This window comes from Streptomyces sp. ISL-99, from assembly GCF_018614005.1.
GTDB lineage: Bacteria > Actinomycetota > Actinomycetes > Streptomycetales > Streptomycetaceae > Streptomyces > Streptomyces flavidovirens.
The window spans coordinates 161,234-180,103 of record NZ_JAGGPC010000043.1; the positions used below are offsets into that span (position 1 = coordinate 161,234).

Annotated in this window: 13 protein-coding genes and 1 pseudogene; 4 read left to right on the forward strand and 10 right to left on the reverse strand. The window is 70.1% G+C overall.

The window, feature by feature from the left end; translation table 11 throughout:
• Positions 1 to 180 precede the first annotated feature (180 nt).
• Positions 181 to 1,638 (forward strand): catalase, encoded by a 1,458-nt coding sequence (locus tag J7E91_RS25905; RefSeq protein WP_214908734.1) that lies wholly within the window; start codon positions 181 to 183, stop codon positions 1,636 to 1,638.
• Positions 1,639 to 1,982: 344 nt separating this feature from the next.
• Here J7E91_RS25905 and J7E91_RS25910 read toward each other — a convergent pair whose 3' ends face one another.
• From J7E91_RS25910 to gcl, 5 genes are all read right to left on the reverse strand, one after another.
• On the reverse strand, positions 1,983 to 2,984 hold the full coding sequence (locus J7E91_RS25910; protein ID WP_214908735.1) for an NAD-dependent epimerase/dehydratase family protein: 1,002 nt from the start codon (positions 2,982 to 2,984) through the stop codon (positions 1,983 to 1,985).
• A 123-nt stretch (positions 2,985 to 3,107) separates the two neighbouring features.
• Positions 3,108 to 4,202 (reverse strand): type III polyketide synthase, encoded by a 1,095-nt coding sequence (locus tag J7E91_RS25915; RefSeq protein ID WP_214908736.1) that lies wholly within the window; start codon positions 4,200 to 4,202, stop codon positions 3,108 to 3,110.
• Positions 4,203 to 4,295: 93 nt separating this feature from the next.
• Entirely contained in the window at positions 4,296 to 5,507 is a 1,212-nt protein-coding gene (locus J7E91_RS25920) for a cytochrome P450 (protein WP_374224780.1), read from the reverse strand.
• 105 nt (positions 5,508 to 5,612) lie between these two features.
• Entirely contained in the window at positions 5,613 to 6,992 is a 1,380-nt protein-coding gene (locus J7E91_RS25925) for a vanadium-dependent haloperoxidase (RefSeq protein ID WP_214908738.1), read from the reverse strand.
• Positions 6,993 to 7,219: 227 nt separating this feature from the next.
• Positions 7,220 to 8,995 carry a glyoxylate carboligase gene (gene gcl, locus J7E91_RS25930; RefSeq protein WP_214908740.1) on the reverse strand — a complete coding sequence of 592 codons (1,776 nt, stop codon included), beginning with the start codon at positions 8,993 to 8,995 and terminating at the stop codon, positions 7,220 to 7,222.
• 230 nt (positions 8,996 to 9,225) lie between these two features.
• Here gcl and J7E91_RS25935 point away from each other — a divergent pair, with 230 nt between their 5' ends.
• The gene (locus J7E91_RS25935) at positions 9,226 to 9,972 is read left to right on the forward strand and encodes a hypothetical protein (protein WP_214908742.1); all 747 of its coding nucleotides are present in this window, start codon (positions 9,226 to 9,228) and stop codon (positions 9,970 to 9,972) included.
• Between the two features lie 38 nt (positions 9,973 to 10,010).
• On the opposite strand, the gene J7E91_RS25940 is transcribed toward J7E91_RS25935, so the two are convergent.
• Both J7E91_RS25940 and J7E91_RS25945 read right to left on the reverse strand, forming a co-directional pair.
• Complete coding sequence (locus J7E91_RS25940) at positions 10,011 to 11,627, reverse strand: AMP-binding protein (RefSeq protein WP_214908743.1); 1,617 nt, start codon at positions 11,625 to 11,627, stop codon at positions 10,011 to 10,013.
• Positions 11,624 to 13,375: an AMP-binding protein gene (locus tag J7E91_RS25945; protein WP_214908744.1), complete on the reverse strand. Its 1,752-nt coding sequence runs from the start codon at positions 13,373 to 13,375 to the stop codon at positions 11,624 to 11,626. The genes J7E91_RS25940 and J7E91_RS25945 overlap by 4 nt, the downstream gene beginning before the upstream one ends.
• 151 nt (positions 13,376 to 13,526) lie before the next feature.
• On the opposite strand from J7E91_RS25945, the pseudogene J7E91_RS25950 reads away from it, so the two are divergent.
• A pseudogene (locus J7E91_RS25950) lies at positions 13,527 to 14,362 on the forward strand (LuxR C-terminal-related transcriptional regulator).
• Between the two features lie 135 nt (positions 14,363 to 14,497).
• On the opposite strand, the gene J7E91_RS25955 reads toward J7E91_RS25950, so the two are convergent.
• Positions 14,498 to 15,637: a winged helix DNA-binding domain-containing protein gene (locus J7E91_RS25955; protein ID WP_214908745.1), complete on the reverse strand. Its 1,140-nt coding sequence runs from the start codon at positions 15,635 to 15,637 to the stop codon at positions 14,498 to 14,500.
• 146 nt (positions 15,638 to 15,783) lie between these two features.
• Here J7E91_RS25955 and J7E91_RS25960 point away from each other — a divergent pair, with 146 nt between their 5' ends.
• A complete protein-coding gene (locus tag J7E91_RS25960; RefSeq protein ID WP_214908746.1) occupies positions 15,784 to 16,944 on the forward strand; it encodes a magnesium and cobalt transport protein CorA in 1,161 nt (386 codons plus the stop codon).
• Between the two features lie 225 nt (positions 16,945 to 17,169).
• Here J7E91_RS25960 and J7E91_RS25965 read toward each other — a convergent pair whose 3' ends face one another.
• Both J7E91_RS25965 and J7E91_RS25970 read right to left on the reverse strand, forming a co-directional pair.
• Positions 17,170 to 18,417, reverse strand: coding sequence for a site-specific integrase (locus J7E91_RS25965; protein ID WP_214908747.1), 1,248 nt, complete (start codon positions 18,415 to 18,417; stop codon positions 17,170 to 17,172).
• A gap of 45 nt (positions 18,418 to 18,462) precedes the next feature.
• Positions 18,463 to 18,744 carry a helix-turn-helix domain-containing protein gene (locus J7E91_RS25970; RefSeq protein WP_308377110.1) on the reverse strand — a complete coding sequence of 94 codons (282 nt, stop codon included), beginning with the start codon at positions 18,742 to 18,744 and terminating at the stop codon, positions 18,463 to 18,465.
• Positions 18,745 to 18,870: the final 126 nt, after the last annotated feature.

Consider the following 18,870-nt stretch of genomic DNA (forward strand, 5'->3'; position numbering starts at 1 on the left):
GGCGGCGGCGGCGCTGACACCTGTCCTGTCGCGCCCAGGCGCCGCCGTCGCCCGGATACCAGTTTTTTTCGCTCCAGTCCGCGCCGATCCCTCTCTTCAACTTCAACAAACTGTTGACGTCACGCTCGGTGCGTACTTACGCTCCTCACGCCGCCAGCAGATTTCCGCAGGAAGGTCCCCATGTCGAAGCGTGTGCTCACGACCGAGTCAGGCGCCCCGGTCGCCGACAACCAGAATTCCGCCTCCGCCGGTGTCGGCGGCCCGCTCCTCCTCCAGGACCAGCACCTGCTGGAGAAGCTGGCCCGGTTCAACCGTGAGCGCATCCCGGAGCGCGTCGTCCACGCCCGCGGCTCGGGCGCGTACGGCTACTTCGAGGTGACGGACGACGTCACCGGCTTCACCCGCGCGAACTTCCTCGGCGAGGTGGGCAAGCGGACCGAGACGTTCATCCGCTTCTCCACCGTCGCCGACAGCCTCGGCGGCGCGGACGCGGTCCGCGACCCGCGCGGTTTCGCGCTGAAGTTCTACACCGAAGAGGGCAACTACGACCTCGTCGGCAACAACACCCCGGTGTTCTTCATCAAGGACCCGATCAAGTTCCCCGACTTCATCCACTCCCAGAAGCGCGACCCCTTCACGGGCAAGCAGGAGCCGGACAACGTCTGGGACTTCTGGGCGCACGCCCCCGAGGCGACGCACCAGATCACCTGGCTGATGGGCGACCGCGGCATCCCCGCGTCGTACCGCCACATGAACGGCTACGGCTCGCACACCTACCAGTGGACGAACGCCGCGGGCGAGGCCTTCTTCGTCAAGTACCACTTCAAGACGAACCAGGGCATCCGCTGCCTCTCCTCCGAGCAGGCCGCCGAGCAGGTCGGCAAGGACGCCAACTCGCACCAGACGGACCTGCTCCAGGCCATCGAGCGCGGCGTGAACCCGTCCTGGACGCTGTACGTCCAGATCATGCCGGCCGCCGAGGCCCCGGACTACCGCTTCAACCCGTTCGACCTCACGAAGGTGTGGCCGCACGCGGACTACCCGCTCCAGCGGGTCGGCCGGCTGGTCCTCGACCGGAACCCGGACAACGTCTTCGCCGAGGTCGAGCAGGCCGCGTTCTCCCCGAACAACTTCGTTCCGGGCATCGGTCCTTCGCCCGACAAGATGCTCCAGGGCCGGCTCTTCGCCTACGCGGACGCCCACCGCTACCGCCTCGGTGTGAACCACACCCAGCTGCCGGTGAACGCCCCCAAGGCCACAGTGGCGGACAACTACGGCCGCGACGGCGCCATGGCGACCCGCTACGGCTCGCGCTACGACAAGAACTACGAGCCCAACTCGTACGACGGTCCCGCGCAGACCGACTCGGCGCTCTCCGCCCCGCTGGCGCTGGCCGGCTGGACCGGCACGCACGCCGCCGCCGTCCACGTCAAGGACGACGACTTCTTCCAGGCCGGTGAGCTCTACCGCCTGATGTCGGCCGAGGAGAAGTCCCGCCTGATCGCGAACATCGCCGGTGGCCTCTCGCAGGTCAGCCGCGACGACGTGATCGAGAAGAACCTCGCGCACTTCCACGCCGCGGACGCGGAGTACGGCAAGCGCGTCGAGGAAGCGGTCCGCGCCCTGCGCGAGGACTAGCACCGAGACCGCACCGCGGGCCTGACGGGAGGTCGGGCCGGTGGTGCAGTCCGTACCGCCGGCCCGAATGAGGGGTGGCCGAAGGTTACGGACGGAATGGGTGCCGCGGCGGCGAGCGAGCCAGTGCGGTGGTCAAGGCTCAAGGAACGCCCTCCTCGGCCTGAGGGGAGGACGCCCGAAAGCTCATCGCCCACCGCCGCGGAACCCCTTCCCCCTCAGCTCCGCCCGACGGCGCGAACGTCATGTCGCGCCAGTCTCGTGCCGTCGGGCGGCATCAACTTCCCTGCCGGGGCGCGGGGTGGTTACGGACGGTCCCGTACCCACCCCGCGCCCTTCAGGCATGCTCAGGCCTCCGGCGACCGCCGCCCCAGCGCCCGTGCTTCCTTCTCCGGAGGGAGACCGACCACCGGACGGTCGGGCCGCTGCGGGGCCACCCCGCCCAACTGCCGTAGCCACGCCCACGTGTCGGCCACCGTCTCGCCGGCCGGCCGGCAGCGCAGGCCCGCACCGAGCGCCTTGCCGACGTCGGTGTCGTGGATCGCGTCGTGCATCTCCCCGGGCGGCACCCACACCGGCAGCTCCAGCCACGGCTCGATGCCCGCCGCCAGGACCACCTCGGGGTCGGTCCAGCGCAGCTCTGCGTCGGCGCCCGTGGCCCGTACGCACTCCTCCAGGAGATGCCCCATCGTCGCGTGCCTTCGCGGGGCGATGAGGTTGTACGGTCCCCCGAGGCCGCCCGCGGCGGCGTCCAGCGTCCACGCCGCGAGGTCGCGCGCGTCGACGTACTGCACCGCCAGGTCCCTCGGGCCCGGAGCCAGCACCGGCCCGCCCCGGGCGATCCGCGTCAGCCACCACGGCAGCCGGCCGATGTTCTCTCCGGGGCCGAGGATGAGCCCGGCCCGCACCAGCAGCGCCCGGTCGCCGAAGGCCTCCGCCGCGGCGAGCTCACCGCCGCGCTTGGCCTGCGGATAGGCGACGTCGGCACCCGCGTCGGCCGAGCCGTCGACCAGCGCTCCGTCCTCGCCCGCTCCCGCCGGGGACGGGTACTGGTACACGGACGCGCTGGACACGTACGCGTAGTGCCCCGCGCGCCCGGCCAGCAGCCGCGCCGCGTCCCGTACGGCACAGGGCGCGCCCGACCACGTATCGACGACGATGTCCCACTCGCCCTGCCCGAGCGCCGCGAGGCCGTCCGGGGCGGTGCGGTCGCCGTGCAGGGCGACGACGCCGGGCGGCGCCGCGTGCAGCCCACGGTGGAACACCGTCACGTCCCACCCGCGCGCCAGGGCGTCGTCGGTGACGGCGCGGCCGACGAACTCCGTACCGCCCAGTATCAGTAGTCTCATGCGGGCAACCCTGCCGAACCGCGGCCTCTTTGGGAACGCAGGCTCGCTCTCGGCGCAACGCCGGCCGGCCGGCCGCCCCGGTGAGCCGGGGGCGGCAGGCCGGTCGCGGGGGCCTGCTCCGAGTCAGCCGACGGACACCGACGCCTCTACGGCCATGGCGGCGGCCGGAGTCGGGCCCGCCCACCGGCCGATGGCGGTCTCGGCCGTGATGCCGGGCCCGAACCCGGCAATGAGCCCGCCGGCCCCGTTCTCGACGGTGCCCTCCTCGAACAGCCGGGCCAGCGCGTCGAAGACCACGGAACTGGCGATGTTCCCGCGCTCGGTGAGCGTGGCCCGGCTGAACCGGAACATCTCCGGCGGGAGGTCCAGGTAATAGCACAGGTCGTCGAGGATGCGCGGCCCGCCCGCGTGGATGATGAAGAAGTCCATGTGCGCGACATCCCAGTTGTGCTGCGCGACAAGCGACTTCAGGGCCGGGGCCAGCATCTCCATGGTTCCGGGAACCCGCTTGTCGAGCAGGAAGTGGAACCCGGTGTCCCGTACGGCGTACGAGATCCAGTCCTCGGTGTTGGGCACGAGATGGGAGCCGTTGCGCTCGATCCGCATGCCGACGCCGCCCTCGCCGCGCACCACGGCCGCCGAGATCGCGTCGCCGAACAGCCCGTTGGAGAGCAGTGAGCCCACCCCCAGGTCGGTCGGCTGGTAGCAGAGCGAGCAGAACTCGCAGGACACGATCAGTACGTTGGCCTGCGGGTACGCGGTGCAGAAATCATGCGCGCGGTTGATCGCCGCACCACCCCCGGCGCACCCGAGCTGGGCGATGGGCAGTTGTCTGGTATCCGATCTGAAGCCCATCGTGTTGATCAGCCAGGCGGTCAGCGACGGCATCATGAAGCCGGTGCAGGAGACGTAAATGATCAGATCGATGTCTCCGGTCTCCACCTCGGCGTGGGCGAGCGCCTGGCCTACGACACTGGGAACACGCGCCTTGGCCTCGGCCTCGTACAGCTGATTGCGGATCTCGAAACCGGGGTGCCGCAGGGTGTCCTCGATCGGCTGGACGATATGCCGGGTGCGGACACCCGTGTTCTGGATGAGGCGCAGGACCAGGTCGCGCTGCGGATGGTCCGCGTGCGTCTCGCGGGCCAGTTCCAGCGTCTGCTCCATCGTGATGACATGGTCGGGTACGGCGACGGACGGTCGGCACAGTGTGGCCATGGGTTTTCCTTGTCTCATGCCCGGCAGCGGTATCGCCGGGCGGTCCTCACCACGGGCGGTCGTCCACACGGGCGGTCGTCCATGTGGCGGTCATCACCACGCGACGGGCAGGCCGAGCGGATAGCGCCAGATCGATGTCGTGTTCCAGCGCACCTGTGACGGCTCCACCGCCAGCCGCAGGCCGGGAAAGCGGTCGAGGAGCGTGCCGAAGACGACCTCCAGCTCCATCGCGGCCAGGGGCGCCCCGAGGCAGTGGTGCGCTCCCCAGCCGAAGGTCATATGGGGCACGGTGGGCCGGTCCACGTCCAGCTCGTCGGGCCGGTCGAACTTCCGCCCGTCCCGGTTGGCCGTGAGATACGAGACGTGGACGACGTCCCCGGCCCGGATCAGCACGCCGCTCAGCTCCACGTCCTCGGTGGCGATCCGCGGGATGCCGACGCCCTTGCGGAAGGGGATGAAGCGCAGGAGCTCCTCGATCGCCGCCGGAAGGACCGAGGGACGCGCACGGAGCGTGTCGAGCACCTCGGGGCGGGTGAGCAGCGTGTACGCGATGTTGCCGATCTCGTACGTCGTGGTGTCCTGGCCCGTGATGAGCAGCACCATCGACATGACGGCCAGTTCGTCGTCGTCAAGCAGCTCAGCGCCGTCGCGGGCGGTGGCCAGCGTACTGATCAGGTCGTCACCGGGTGTCCGGCGGCGCTCGGCGCTGAGCTCGGCGAAGTAGGCGCGCAGGTCGGCCTTGGCGCGGACGGCCGCTTCCCGGTTGGCGGCACTGACGTTCATCATGGTGAACGCGTGTGCGCGCAGCCGGGGCCGGTCGTCCTCGGGGATGGCGAGGACCTCACAGATCGTCATGAGCGGCAGGGGCGCCGCCACATGCTCGATGAGGTCGGCCGGTGAGCCGAGGTCCGCCATCCGGTCGAGCATCAGGTCCACGACGCTCTGGGTGCGCTCTCGCATCCGCGCCACATGGCGCGGGGCGAAGCTCTTGGCGACCAGGCTGCGCAGCCGGCTGCTCGACGGCGGGTCCATGAGGTTGATCGACTCGGACTGCACGATCGGCTCCGGCGTCATCCGGGGGAAGTCGCGGCCCTTGACGGCGCTGCGGCTGAACCTCCGGTCGGTGGTCACGGTCCGCACGTCCTCGTAGCGCGTGACGAGCCAGGCCTCTCCGTCGCCGTACGGCATACGGATGCGGGCGACGGGGTCGGCCTCCAGCATCTGCCGGAGCTGGGGGTCGAACTCGAGGGCCTCCGCGTAGTCGAAGGGACAGCTCCATACGGTGCCGGTGGTCTCGGTCTCCACGTCGCTCCAGACGGTGTGCGGTCGATGTCCGACACACATCCCCAGCCGTGGGGACGATCATGTCCCCACGCGGGCCAGTTAACCGATTAGAGGGAGATTCGGACTTCAGCGCGGACACTTCGGCAGAGCCGTCTGTGACGGCAGCGAGGCCTGGGACGCCGGGGCCGGCCGCGACCCCGGTGGCACGGCCTGGCGCAGTGGCCGGAAGTAGTGGGCGAGCGCCCAGTCTCCGATGCGCAGGCCGGCGTCGCACCCGGCGATGTCCGCGCTGCGGAAGTGGACTCCGCCCCAGACCCGGGCGTCGATCATGTCCTTGTTGATCTGGTCGGCGTACTCGTAGCGGCGTGTGGTGGTGGTGGACTCGGAAGGGAGGTGGAGGCCGAGGCGTGAGGTGCCGAGAATCCCGGCCACGGTCCGCAGCACGGCGCCGGCGACGGCCGCGTGGCCGCTGATGTAGTCCGGGTGCGGAGGCGTGACGAGCAGCGGCTGCCACCCGGGGTCCTCCGTGGTGTCGGGGTTGCCGTCGGTGTCGGCCAGGTGGATGGCGCTGATCGGCCGCCACAAGCCGTAGTGGAGCTTGGCGTCCCAAGCGGTGATCACCGCGTCGGCCGCCGACGTGTTCGCCGCGGCGAACAGCCGCGCCGTGTCGGCGATGCCGAGGCGGTGCCGGACGGCGTAATCCCGGAAGGCTGTCTGGAACTGGGCGATCAGGTTGCCACCGAAGAACAGGGCGGTCTCGGTCTGGCGGGCGGTTCTGCTCGATCCCGTCTGTCCTCCCATGGCCTTGATCTCGTTCACGTCCTCGGCGTAGCGGGCCGAGGACAGAGCGGGCGGGGCGCCGGGACGGAACTGTTGCGGGGACTCGAGCAGCAGCGGACGCATCGTGCCGAGCCAGGCGTCGACGTAGGGCTGATGGGCGGGCGGGGTGGGCCGCCAGAGACCGGGCTCGGGCGGCGCGGTGTACTCGACCGGTTCGTACCGGCCGTCGTCCTCCCGCAGCTTGACGATGTGGTCGGCGGCGCGCTCCCCGTAGGCCACGCCCTGCTTCTCGGCCCGGCCGTCGGGGATCTCGGCGAGGGACTTGGCGTACTCGGTGTCGAGCCGGGGCTGGGACGCGGGGAAGTAGGCGAGCAGTACGCGGTGGGCGGCGGTCACGGCCGCCGCCTCGGGCGATGCGGTGGAGGGCCCTTTCGCCTTCCACCGGTAGGGGGCGTACCGGCCCTGGATGCCGACGACGGCGTTGTAGACGGCGGCGGAGACGAAGCCGTGCCAGACGGCCACCTGCCCGGAGGGGTGCATCGCGCCGAGGTTGGCGCTGATCGTCTGGGTGGCGATGGTGTTCCAGTGGCGGAGCGCCGCGGGGTCGGCGGAAGGTGCCCGGCGGCTGTCGGCGGCGGTGGCTGTGGGGCCGGCTGTGCCGGGGACGGCGACGAGTGCGAGTGTCGCGAGGACGCCGATGGCGGCTCGTACGCCCGGACGGGGCAAGCGGGACGGCACAGAACAGTTCAGGCGCACAGGGGCACTCCCTCGAAGCGGTATGACCGGATGCGGCACCGGATGCGGTGCTGGGTCAAGATCAACCGCTGGGTCCGGGCCCCGCAAGTCGGGGGACGCAAAGAGGTGTACGCGCGCCGCAGCGCCCGAGGCCCGGCCTGCGGAAGCAGACCGGGCCTCGGGACGGGAGGGCGGGCAGAGCCCTGGGGCGGGGTCCGTCAGGCGAGCGGACGGATCGCCGTCGGGGCGTGGCCCGGCTCGGTGGCCAGCTCTTCCCACTCGTTCACGCCGTCGATCTGGACGCCCATCGAGATGTTCGTGACGCGCTCCAGGATCGCCTCGACGACGACCGGGACGCGGTACTCGGCGGCGAGCTTCTTGGCCTCCTCGAAGGCCGGCAGCAGCTGGTCCGGCTCGGTGACGCGGATCGCCTTGCAGCCGAGGCCCTCGGCGACCTTGACGTGGTCCACGCCGTAGACGCCGAGCTCGGGGGAGTTGATGTTCTCGAACTCCAGGTTGACCTGGAAGTTGATGTCGAGGTTGCGCTGCGCCTGGCGGATCAGGCCGAGGTACGCGTTGTTCACCAGGACGTGGACGTACGGGATGTTGTGCTGCGCGCCGACGGCCAGCTCTTCGAGCATGAACTGGAAGTCGTAGTCGCCGGAGAGCGCGACGACCGGCGTCTCGGGGTCGGCGGTGGCGACACCGAGCGCGGCCGGGATCGTCCAGCCGAGCGGGCCGGCCTGGCCGCAGTTGATCCAGTGGCGCGGGCGGTAGACGTGCAGCATCTGCGCGCCGGCGATCTGCGAGAGGCCGATGGTGGTGACGTACCGGGTCTCGGGGCCGAAGGCGCGGTTCATCTCCTCGTACACGCGCTGCGGCTTCATCGGCACGTTGTCGAAGTGCGTACGGCGCTGGAGGGTCGCCTTGCGCTCCTGCGCGGAGGCGGCCCACGCGGAACGGTCCGGCAGCTTGCCGGCGGCCTTGAGCTCCTTCGCCACCTCGACGAAGAGCTCCAGCGCGGCCTTGGCGTCGGAGGCGATCGCGTAGTCCGGGGCGAAGATCTTGCCGAGCTGGGTGGGCTCGATGTCGACGTGGACGAACTTCCGGCCCTTGGTGTAGACGTCCAGGCCACCGGTGTGGCGGTTGGCCCAGCGGTTGCCGATGCCGAGGACGAAGTCCGACTTCAGGAAGGTCGCGTTGCCGTAGCGGTGCGAGGTCTGGAGGCCGACCATGCCGGCGTTCAGCTCGTGGTCGTCGGCGAGGATGCCCCAGCCCATCAGGGTCGGGACGACCGGGACGCCGGTCACCTCGGCGAACTCGACCAGCAGCTCGGAGGCGTCGGCGTTGATGATGCCGCCGCCCGCGACGATCAGCGGCCGCTCGGACTCCAGCAGCATCGCGACGGCCTTCTCGACCTGCTTGCGGGTGGCAGCGGGCTTGTAGACCGGCAGCGGCTCGTAGGTCTCGGGGTCGAATTCGATCTCGGTGAGCTGGACGTCGATCGGCAGGTCGATGAGGACCGGGCCGGGGCGGCCGGAGCGCATCAGGTGGAACGCCTGCTGGAAGACGCCGGGGACCTGCGCGGCCTCCAGGACGGTGACCGCCCACTTGGTGACCGGCTTGGCGATCGACGCGATGTCGACGGCCTGGAAGTCCTCCTTGTGGATCACCGCGGTCGGCGCCTGGCCGGTGATGCACAGGATCGGGATGGAGTCACCGATCGCGGAGTAGAGGCCGGTGATCATGTCGGTGCCGGCGGGACCGGACGTGCCGATGCACACACCGATGTTGCCCGCCTTGGTGCGGGTGTAGCCCTCGGCCATGTGGGACGCGCCCTCGACATGGCGGGCGAGCGTGTGGTCGATGCCACCGCCCGCCTGGAGGGCCTTGTAGAACGGGTTGATCGCCGCGCCCGGCACACCGAACGCGTTCGTGACGCCTTCGCGCTTGAGGATCTCAACTGCGGCTCGGGCTGCGGTCATTCGAGGCATCGCGTACTCCTGCTCGGCCAGTCGGGGCGACCTCACCGCTGCGGATCGGTGAGCACCCCTCCATGGTTTCCATAATGCGGAATTTCGATTCTGCTATACGGAAGCAATCTAAGGTGAGGTCCGGCGCGCGTCAAGAGCGGGCATTGGTTGAAGCCCCTCCCCAAGTCGTCGCTCTTGGTGGACGATGGGCACACGCACATGGACAGGCCGACGGTCCGAGGGGGACGGTCATGGGAGAGAACGTGCCGGTGCGCTGCCCGGCATGCCGTCGACAGCACACCTTCACGCCACCGGTCTTCCCCTGCGCGTGCGGAGAGCCGCTGGCCCCGCCGCTGTTACGGGGCGCCGCCCCCGAACGGATCACGCACCGCACCTGGACCGACGCCTGGGTGACCGTCCGGTGCGGCTCGTGCGGGCGCCAGGACCAGTGGCCGCAACCCGAGCTGGGGTGCGCCTGCGGTGTGGTGCTGCGCATACCGGTACGTCCCGTGCCGCGCCCCGCACCGCCCTCGGCCACCCCTGCCGCCGGACCGGGGACGGCCCCCGCCGCCGGCCGCCCGCCCCACATCCCGCTGCCGCCGACCGCGACTCCGCCGCGCCCGACGTTCCGCCCGATGACGATCAGGACCGGGCGGGACGCGGTGACCGCGGCGGCGCTCTACCTCAAGTGGCTCGGATTCCGCGACATCATGCAGTCCCCCGAACGGCCGGCCTCCGGCATCGACCTGCGCGCACCGGGCCTGGTCGCCCAGGTCGACCCGACGACCCGCCCCGCCGGCCTGCGCGACGTCGAGTGCCTGTGGCTCCACGGGCTCAGCGCGTCGGCGGTGAGCGTGTTCTTCTCCCTCGCCGGGTACGACGACGATGCGCGGGCCCGCGCGGACGCCCTCGACGTGCCGCTGTTCGTCATGGATCTCACGGGGACGCCGCAACCGGCCAACCGCCCGGCGGACGAGCTGATCACCACCGGCGCCTGACCGACAACGACGGCCGCGACGCTGATCTCCGCCCGCCCCTAACCCTGGTACCGCTCCCGCAGTTCGATCTTCCTGACCTTCCCGCTGACCGTCATCGGGAAGGAGTTCATGATCTGCAGGCGGCGCGGGATCTTGTAGTGGGCCAGTCGGTCGCGGCAGTACGACGTGAGCTCGTCCAGCGTCGGGGGGTCGTCCGGGTCGCGCGGGATGACGCAGGCCAGGATCTCCTCGCCGTAACGGTCGTCGGGGAGGCCGACCACCTGGACGTCGGAGATCTTGGGGTGGCTGTAGAGGAACTCCTCGATCTCGCGCGGATAGACGTTCTCACCACCCCTGATGATCATGTCCTTGATACGGCCGACGATCTGGACGTAACCGTCCTCGCGGATCACCGCCAGGTCGCCCGTGTGCATCCAGCGGCCCGCGTCGATGACGTCCGCCGTCTTCTTTGGCTCGTTCCAGTAGCCGAGCATCACGCTGTAGCCGCGGGTGCACAGCTCACCCGCCTCGCCGCGCGGCAGCGTCACGCCCGTCACCGGGTCGACGACCTTGATCTCGACGTGCGGCATGACCCGGCCGACCGTGCCCGTACGGCGCTCCAGGTCGTCGTCGCGGCGGGTCTGGGTGGAGACCGGCGAGGTCTCCGTCATGCCGTAGCAGATGGACACCTCGGCCATGTGCATCTCGGTGATGACCCGCTTCATCACCTCCACGGGGCAGGGCGAGCCGGCCATGATGCCGGTGCGCAGGGAGGACAGGTCGTACGAGGAGAAGTCAGCGAGGCCCAGCTCCGCGATGAACATCGTCGGAACGCCGTAGAGCGAGGTGCAGCGCTCCTCCTGCACGGCTCGCAGGGTCGCCGCCGGGTCGAAGGACGGGGCGGGGACGACGATGCACGCGCCGTGGGAGGTGGCCGCGAGATTTCCCATCACCATGCCGAAGCAGTGGTAGAAGGGAACGGGCAGGCAGATCCGGTCCTGCTCGGTGTAGCCGACCATCTCGCCCACGAAGTAGCCGTTGTTGAGGATGTTGTGGTGGGAAAGGGTGGCGCCCTTCGGGAAGCCGGTGGTGCCCGAGGTGTACTGGATGTTCACCGGGTCGTCGCAGGACAACTCGGCGGCGCGCTCGGCCAGTTGGTCGGCGGTGACCTGCTGCGCCGCGTCGAGCAGCACGTCCCACGAACCGTCGTCGATGTAGTGGACCGCCCGCAGCCCGGGGCAGTCGGACCGCACCTGGTCGACCAGCGCGCGGTAGTCGCTCGTCTTGTGGGACTGCGAGGCGAAGAGGACCGAGACCCCGGCCTGTTGGAGCACGTACGCCAGCTCGTGCGCCCGGTACGCCGGGTTGATGTTCACCATGATCGCGCCGATCCGGGCCGTGGCGTACTGCACGAGCACCCAGTCCGCGCAGTTCACCGCCCAGATCCCGACCCGGTCGCCCTTGGCGACCCCCGTCCCGAGCAGGCCACGCGCCAACTGGTCGACGGCGCCACCGAATTCGGCGTACGTCCACCGGGTGCCCGCCGCCACATCGACCAGCGCCTCCCGCTCCGGGTACGCCGCGATCGCCCGGTCGAGGTTCTGGCCGATCGTGTCCCCGAGGAGCGGCGCGGTGCCGGTCCCGCGCGTGTAGGAGTTCGAACTGTCCGCGTTCATCGCAGGTCCCCCTCGTGGTACTCCGCCGCCGAGCCCTTCGCCGTACGCTCACGCAGTTCGATCCGGCGGATCTTGCCGGACACCGTCTTCGGCAGCTCGGCGAATTCGATGCGCCTGATCCGCTGGTACGCCGCGAGCACCGACCGCGAGTGGGCGAAGAGCACCTTGGCCGTGTCGGGCCCCGGCTCCCACCCCTGCGCGAGTACGACGTACGCCTTGGGCACGGCCAGCCGCAGCGGGTCGGGCGCGGGCACGACCGCGGCCTCCGCCACCGCCTCGTGCTCCAGCAGCGCGCTCTCCAGCTCGAAGGGCGAGATCTTGTAGTCGGAGGCCTTGAACACGTCGTCACTGCGCCCGATATACGTAATATACCCATCGGCGTCCCGCGAACCGATGTCGCCGGTGCGGTAATAGCCACCCGCCATGGCCTCCGCCGTACGCTCGGGATCGCCGTGGTAGCCGGACATCAGCCCGACCGGGTCCGCGGAGAGATCGAGGCAGATCTCGCCCTCGCTCACACCCGCCTCCCCCGTGACCGGGTCGAGCAGCTCGATGACGAAGCCGGGGCTGGGCCGCCCCATGGAACCGGCGAGGAGCCGCTGCCCCGGAGTGTTGGCGACCTGGACGGACGTCTCCGTCTGTCCGAAGCCGTCCCTGATCGTCACGCCCCACTCGCGCCGCACCGTCTCGATGACCTCGGGATTGAGCGGCTCCCCCGCCGCGAGGGCCTCGCGCGGCGGCGTGCGCAACTGGCCGAGGTCCGCCTGGATCAGCATGCGCCAGACGGTCGGCGGGGCGCAGAAGCTCGTGACTCCCGCGCGGTCCATCTCGGCCATCAGCCTGACCGGGTCGAAGCGGGTGTAGTTGTAGATGAAGACGGTCGCCTCGGCGTTCCACGGGGCGAAGAGATTCGACCAGGCGTGCTTGGCCCAGCCGGGCGAGGAGATGTTGAGATGGACGTCGCCGGGCCTGAGCCCGATCCAGTACATCGTGGCCAAGTGGCCGATCGGGTACGACACATGGGTGTGCTCGACGAGCTTGGGCCGGGCGGTCGTACCTGAGGTGAAGTAGAGCATCAGTGGGTCGGTGGCGTGCGTAACGCCGTCTGGCTCGAAGGCCGCGGGGCTGTTGCCGGCATCGGCGTACGACAGCCAGCCGTCACGGCGGCCCGCCTGCTCCGCCCCGCCAGGCCGCTCCGCCTCGCCAGTCTCCCCCGCCTCCCCCGTCTCGCCCGTCTTGCCTCCGACGACGATGCGCGTGTAGTCCCCGGGTACGTCGTCGAATTTCGCCGCGTCCTCGTCCCGCACGATCACATGCCGGGCCCTGCCACGCTCGATCCGGTCGCGCAGGTCGGCGGGCCCGAGCAGCGGTGTCGCCGGAATGACCACGGCGCGCAGCTTCATCGCGGCGAGCGCGGTTTCCCAGAGCTCCACCTGGTTGCCGAGCATGACAAGGATCCTGTCCCCGGCGACGACCCCGTGCGCGCGCAGCCAGTTGGCGGCCTGCCCGGAGCGGGCAGACAGCGCCTCGAAGGAGATCTCCGTGCGCCGGCCGTCTTCCTCCACGATGTGCAGAGCGGTCCTGCCGTTGCCCTCGGCGATGCGGTCGAACCAGTCGAGCGCCCAGTTGAACCGCTCGGGGCGCGGCCAGACGAAGCCTTCGTACGCCGCCCTGTAGTCCTCCCGGTGCTGGAGCAGAAAGTCCCGGGCCGACCGGAATTGCTCCGTCGCGTCGCCTCGTGCCGTCATACGTCCTCCTCCTTGCCCGACTGTTGCCGGACGGTTGCCGGACCATTGCCGGACCGCTCCCTGACATCGTGTAATCAGTGGCATGGGTCTCACTACCCCCGTACGGGGGTGAAGGGAAGCACGCGTGGGGGATGTCGCCGGGGTGGCGGAGATGCAAGCGGCTCTGTCGCGGATGCGCCGTGCCTCCGGGCTGCCCGTCGCCTTCGGGGGCCTGCTGCCTTCGGGGGCCTGCTGCCCGCCGACGGCCACGGCCGCCGGCTGCGTATCGCCGAGCTGAGCGGTGCCGCGACGCACGCACTGCACGGCCTCGTCATCACGGCGGGCAGTGGACTCGGCGGAAAGTCCATGGCGCTGTCGCGCCCCTGCGCGGTCACGGACTACCACGCGTCGCGGCACATCAGCCACGAGTACGACGTGGCGGTCGCCGCCGAGGGCCTGCGCGCGGTGCTGGCGGTGCCGGTCGTCGTACGCCGGAAAGTGCGCGGCGTACTCTACGCCGCCCTGCGCGAGGCGATGCCGCTCGGCGACCGCGCGCTGAACGCGGCGATGGCGGCGGCGCGCGACGTGGAGCAGTCTCTGGTCGTACAGGACGACGCACAACGGCTGCTGGCGGCGGCGCGCGAGCCGGTGGCGGGACCCGGCTCGTGGGAGCTCGTCAGGGCCGCGCACTGCGAACTGCGCGCGCTGGCGCCGCGCGTCGTGGACCCGGCGCTCCGCGAGGAACTCGTCGCCGTCTGCGGCCGGCTGGCGGCCGCGGCAGGCGACGGCCCGGCGCCGCGACGACAGCCACACGTCCCCCTGACGCCGCGCGAAGTGGACGTACTGGCCTGCGTGGCGGCGGGCGCGACAAACGCGGCGGCGGGGGAACGGCTGGGCCTGCGCCCCGAGACGGTGAAGGGCTACTTGTGCTCCGCGATGCGGAAGCTGGGCGCGCACACCCGCCTGGAGGCGGTGGTCGCGGCCCGACGCGCGGGCCTGCTGCCGTGAAGAGTTGCGTACGCGCCGGAAACGTACCCCCGGAAAACGCACCCCAGCCGGCAGATCCAGCCCGCCCGGCGTTTGAGGGCGGGGCCCGGGGCGGGGCTTGGCGCGGAGCCCCAATTGTGGGCCCCCGTACAGGCCCTACGCCGTAAACGCGCCACCGAAGCGCACGTCGCGTGCGCCCGCCGACGTCATGGTGGTGAGCGTGCGCTCGCCTTCCTCCGCCAGCGCCGTCCGCTGCGCGCGGGTCAGCGCGCCGAAGGGCTCGATCGTCAGGGTCGCGGCGTCGCCGTCCTTCGTCTCGTCCAGCCGCCAGAGGCCCGCGAGGAACCCGTCCACCAGGAAGGTGGAGTGACTCTGACTGCCCGTCCAGGTCCGGGTCTTGTAGTCCGCCGGTACGACCCGCGTGCGATCCGCGTGTGAGAGCAGCAGGTTGTCGTACTCGGGAAGGAACCGCGGCGGCGCCGGAGTGTCCTCGTCGGGCCGGGGCGCGTCCGCCAGGTCGAAGAGCTCGACGCCGTTCGCGTCCTGGAAGGTGACGAGCTGCGGCCGGAGCCGTTCGAAGGCGTCGCGCAGCCGCGTCAGCCCGCACCACGTCTGCGTGTCCTTGACCGAGGCCGGGCCGAAGGCCGCGAGGTAGCGCAGTACGGTCGCGTCGGGCGCCGGAACCGGCTCTGACTCCCGCCCGAACCACCGCTCGGCGGTCGTCAGGGCCACCTGCCCGCTCTGCCCCCACAGCCCCCGCGGTGTCACCTGCACCAGCGGCAGCAGGCAGCGCGCCGCGACCCCGACGGCGAGCGGTTCCGCGTCGGGCCACTCCTTCAGCAGCGCCTCCCGGATCTCCTTCAGCGTCCTGGGCCGCTCCTCGACGAACTCGCGGGTCATCGCCGCGAGCCGCTCCAGGTCCACGCCGGTGAGTCCCTTCTGGAACAGTCTGAGCTCCCGCTCGCGCGCGGGCTGCACGAGCGGGCGCAGCGAGAGGCAGTCGTCCGCGGTGTGCGTGTGGAGGGTGGAGCGCAGGGTGACGATGCGTCCCACCTCGCGCGAGGCCATCAGCCCCGACAGCTCCTGCGGATCGAAGCCTTCGAGGCGGGCGGCGAGCTGGTAGTACGGCGGCTTGGTGTTCTGCGCCTGGAGGCCGACCAGGTGCGCGACGGCGTCCTTGGCGGACATCGCGGTACGCCGCAGCAGGAGCTGGCGCGCCAGGGTGGCGCGATTGAGGGCGCGGGTGCTCAGCACGGCCGGCGCCGCCGGTCCCGGATCCGTCTTCTGCGAGGCCATGCTCCGCACGTTACCCACCCTTGCGGACAGGTTCGGTCCGCGGCGGCGGAACGGTTCCGCCGACATTTGGTACGTATATCCTGCCCGTGCGCGACGGCCGCCCTCCAGCTCGCGCGCCCGGCCCGACGCGGGAGGTGAGATCTGCGATGACGGAGCGACGTGTCCGTCCCGCCCTGTCCCCCATGAAACACGCCTGGCGCAGGCAGTCCCCACCACCGGCCGTCCCTCCCGCCGGGCCCCCCTCGGACCACCCGGCCGCGTCCCCCGACGGCGTACAGCGCAACGGCGCCAGTGTCGTGCACGCCGCGCTCTACCGCGACGGCCGCCGCGTCTCCACACCCGACTCGCTCGCCGAAACCTTCCGCGAGCTGCGCCAGTATCCGGACGGGATGGCCTGGATCGGCCTGCACCGCCCCTCCGAGGACGAAATCCACTCCCTCGCCGCCGAGTTCGACCTGCACCCGCTCGCCGTCGAGGACGCCCTGGAGGCCCATCAGCGTCCGAAGCTGGAGCGTTACGGCGAGACGCTCTTCGTCGTACTGCGCGCGGCCCGTTACCTCGACGCCGCCGAGGAGGTCGACTTCGGAGAGCTGCACGTGTTCGTCGGCCACGACTTCGTCATCACGGTCCGCCACGGCGCCGCGCCCGACCTCTCCGCCGTCCGCAGGCGCATGGAGGTCGCCCCCGAGCTCCTGGCGCTGGGGCCGGAGGCGGTGCTGTACGCGATTCTCGACGCCGTCGTCGACGGGTACGCCCCGGTGGTGGAGGGCGTACAGAACGACATCGACGAGATCGAGACCGAGGTCTTCCGCGGCGACCCCGAGGTGTCGCGCCGCATCTATGAACTCTCCCGCGAAATGGTCGAGTTCCAGCGCGCCACCCGCCCCCTGGTCGGCATGCTGCACAGCCTGATGGCGGGCTTCGCGAAGTACCGTACGGACGAGGAACTCCAGCGCTACCTGCGCGACGTGGCCGACCACGTCACCCACACCAGCGAACGCGTCGACGGCTTCCGCCAGGCCCTGGCCGACATCCTCACGGTCAACTCCACCCTGGTCACGCAACAGCAGAACGCGGAAATGCGTGCACTGGCGGAGGCGGGCTTCGCCCAGAACGAGGAGATCAAGAAGATCTCGTCATGGGCGGCCATCCTGTTTGCACCCACACTCGTGGGAACCATCTATGGCATGAACTTCGACCACATGCCCGAGCTGCACTGGGTGTACGGGTATCCGTTCGCGATTCTGCTGATGGCGGTGGTGTGCACGAGCCTGTACGTGATCTTCAAGAAGCGGGACTGGCTATAGAAATCGAGCCGTAAGCGCCAATCAGATTCGCACCAGCGAACGTCGCGGAACGGCCGTTCTGGCCCTCTGGGGAGAATCTGGGGAGAATGCGCCGCGCGGCTGCCCCGGTCGCTTCTCTCGCGCCGACCCTGTTCTACGTCTACCGGCGCAGCCGCCCTCATCAGCGCATGGCTACGCAACGTAACGAAAACGGGTGGCACAGCGTGTGCTGTGCCACCCGTTCTCTCACGTCAGGGCGAGGTCCTCTGGGACGTACTCGGGGACCACGCCGAGTAGTGCGTCGACGGCCGCTCGCCCCTTGCCGCCCGCCTCGGGCATGAAGTGGGCATAGTGGTCGAGGGTGATGGTCGGGCTGGAGTGGCCGAGCCATCGGGCGAGTGTGACGACGGACTCGCCAGCTTCGAGGATGATCGAAGCATAGGTGTGTCGGAGGACGTGGAAGCCGTCCTTGCGAGATGCCTTCCAGCGTTGCCCCTTCTCTCGCATGGGGATGACGCTGGCCTTCGCGAGCGCGGGCTTCCAGACCTCGACATTGAAGATGTTGGCGCGGATCGCATTGCCATACGTCGTGGTCAGGACGAGCGGGAACGTCTGCTTCTCCCGCTCGGGCTCCGGGCCGCCCCAGGGCAGCTCGACCTCGACGGCCGGGTACTGCAGAAAGTAGGCGGCCAGCTCGGTGGCGACCGACGGAGGCATGTCGACGATGCGCGTCTTCCCGCCCTTGGGAAGGGTGAAGTACAACCGGCCATTGAGAAGTTGAACCTGGCGGCGGACACGGATGAGGCCGCGCTCGAAGTCGACGTCTTCCGGTGAGAGGCCGAAGACCTCGCCCTGGCGGAGTCCGCACCCGAGGGCGACCACGACGGCGATCCGGTACCGCGGGTTGATGACATCCCGCACCCGCCGCGCGGTCTCCAGGGGCCATGCCTCCCGCTGGTCCTCCGGCGGCTTGGGCCAGCGCACCGACTTGGCGCGCATCGGGTTGCGGACAAGGCGCTTGTCGTCGATGGCGGTCTCGAAGATGTTCGAGAGGGTGGTGAAAATCTGGCGGGCGTAGCGGGGCGAACACTCGCCTTCGAGCGTGGCGATGTAGCCGCGCAGGACGGTCGCGGAGACATCCCTCAGCGCCACCTCACCGAGGTGCGGAAGGACGTGGAGGCGTACGCGCTCGTCGACGCGCTTGACGGTTCCGGGAGCACCGCGGACGCCGGCCTGCCAGTGGTGGGCGACGTAATCGGCCACGGTGATGGAGCCGTCACGGGGGTCGACGAACTCACCGCGCTCGCTGTCGGTACCAGCCCTGCGAAGCCACGCCTTTGCGTCCTCCAGCGTGTCGAAGGACATGTCCCGGACACCGGGGATTCCTCCGACGCGATACCGCGAACCCTTCCCATAGCGGGCGGTACGTTCCCGCTTGCCAGTAGCAGGGTCCTTCTTCTTTTTGATCCAGCGGTCTTCGATATAGCCGGCCAAGTACTTCCTTGCAGGTAGGGGATCAGGAGCCGTCGCTACCAGCCGTCAGGCAGTTGCGGCGTAGTCGGCGCGGCGTCGAGGGGTGGCGCTGACTGGATTCAGGGCAGGGTTGCAGCGGGAGTCGACCCGCTCTTGTTCGCGGATCCATGCGTCGAGCGCTTCGATCCGGTACATCACGCGACCTCGCGGCCCCATACGGAAGCTGGGCGGGCCATGTCGGCGATGCCGCCAGACGTAGAGGGTTCGGGGTGACAGACCGAGGTACTCGGCAGCACCCCGCACATTGAGGAACGCCGTGCGGGTGGCACCGATGGGATTCGGTGTCACGGAGGCAGCAGATGGAGGGCGGGTTGCGTCCAGGGAAGTGGTGTACGGGTTCGACCTGATCCTTGTCTCTTATACACTTCTCCGAGCCCACGAGACCGAAGCCTACCTCTTATCCCGTCTTCGCCT

Excerpts from the sequence above, each read along its gene's own strand:
- J7E91_RS25905 (WP_214908734.1), top strand. The coding sequence starts at position 181 with ATGTCGAAGCGTGTGCTCACGACCGAGTCAGGCGCCCCGGTCGCCGAC.
- J7E91_RS25910 (WP_214908735.1), bottom strand. The coding sequence starts at position 2,984 with ATGAGACTACTGATACTGGGCGGTACGGAGTTCGTCGGCCGCGCCGTC.
- J7E91_RS25915 (WP_214908736.1), bottom strand. The coding sequence starts at position 4,202 with ATGGCCACACTGTGCCGACCGTCCGTCGCCGTACCCGACCATGTCATC.
- gcl (WP_214908740.1), bottom strand. The coding sequence starts at position 8,995 with ATGCCTCGAATGACCGCAGCCCGAGCCGCAGTTGAGATCCTCAAGCGC.
- J7E91_RS25935 (WP_214908742.1), top strand. The coding sequence starts at position 9,226 with ATGGGAGAGAACGTGCCGGTGCGCTGCCCGGCATGCCGTCGACAGCAC.
- J7E91_RS25940 (WP_214908743.1), bottom strand. The coding sequence starts at position 11,627 with ATGAACGCGGACAGTTCGAACTCCTACACGCGCGGGACCGGCACCGCG.
- J7E91_RS25945 (WP_214908744.1), bottom strand. The coding sequence starts at position 13,375 with ATGACGGCACGAGGCGACGCGACGGAGCAATTCCGGTCGGCCCGGGAC.
- J7E91_RS25955 (WP_214908745.1), bottom strand. The coding sequence starts at position 15,637 with ATGGCCTCGCAGAAGACGGATCCGGGACCGGCGGCGCCGGCCGTGCTG.
- J7E91_RS25960 (WP_214908746.1), top strand. The coding sequence starts at position 15,784 with ATGACGGAGCGACGTGTCCGTCCCGCCCTGTCCCCCATGAAACACGCC.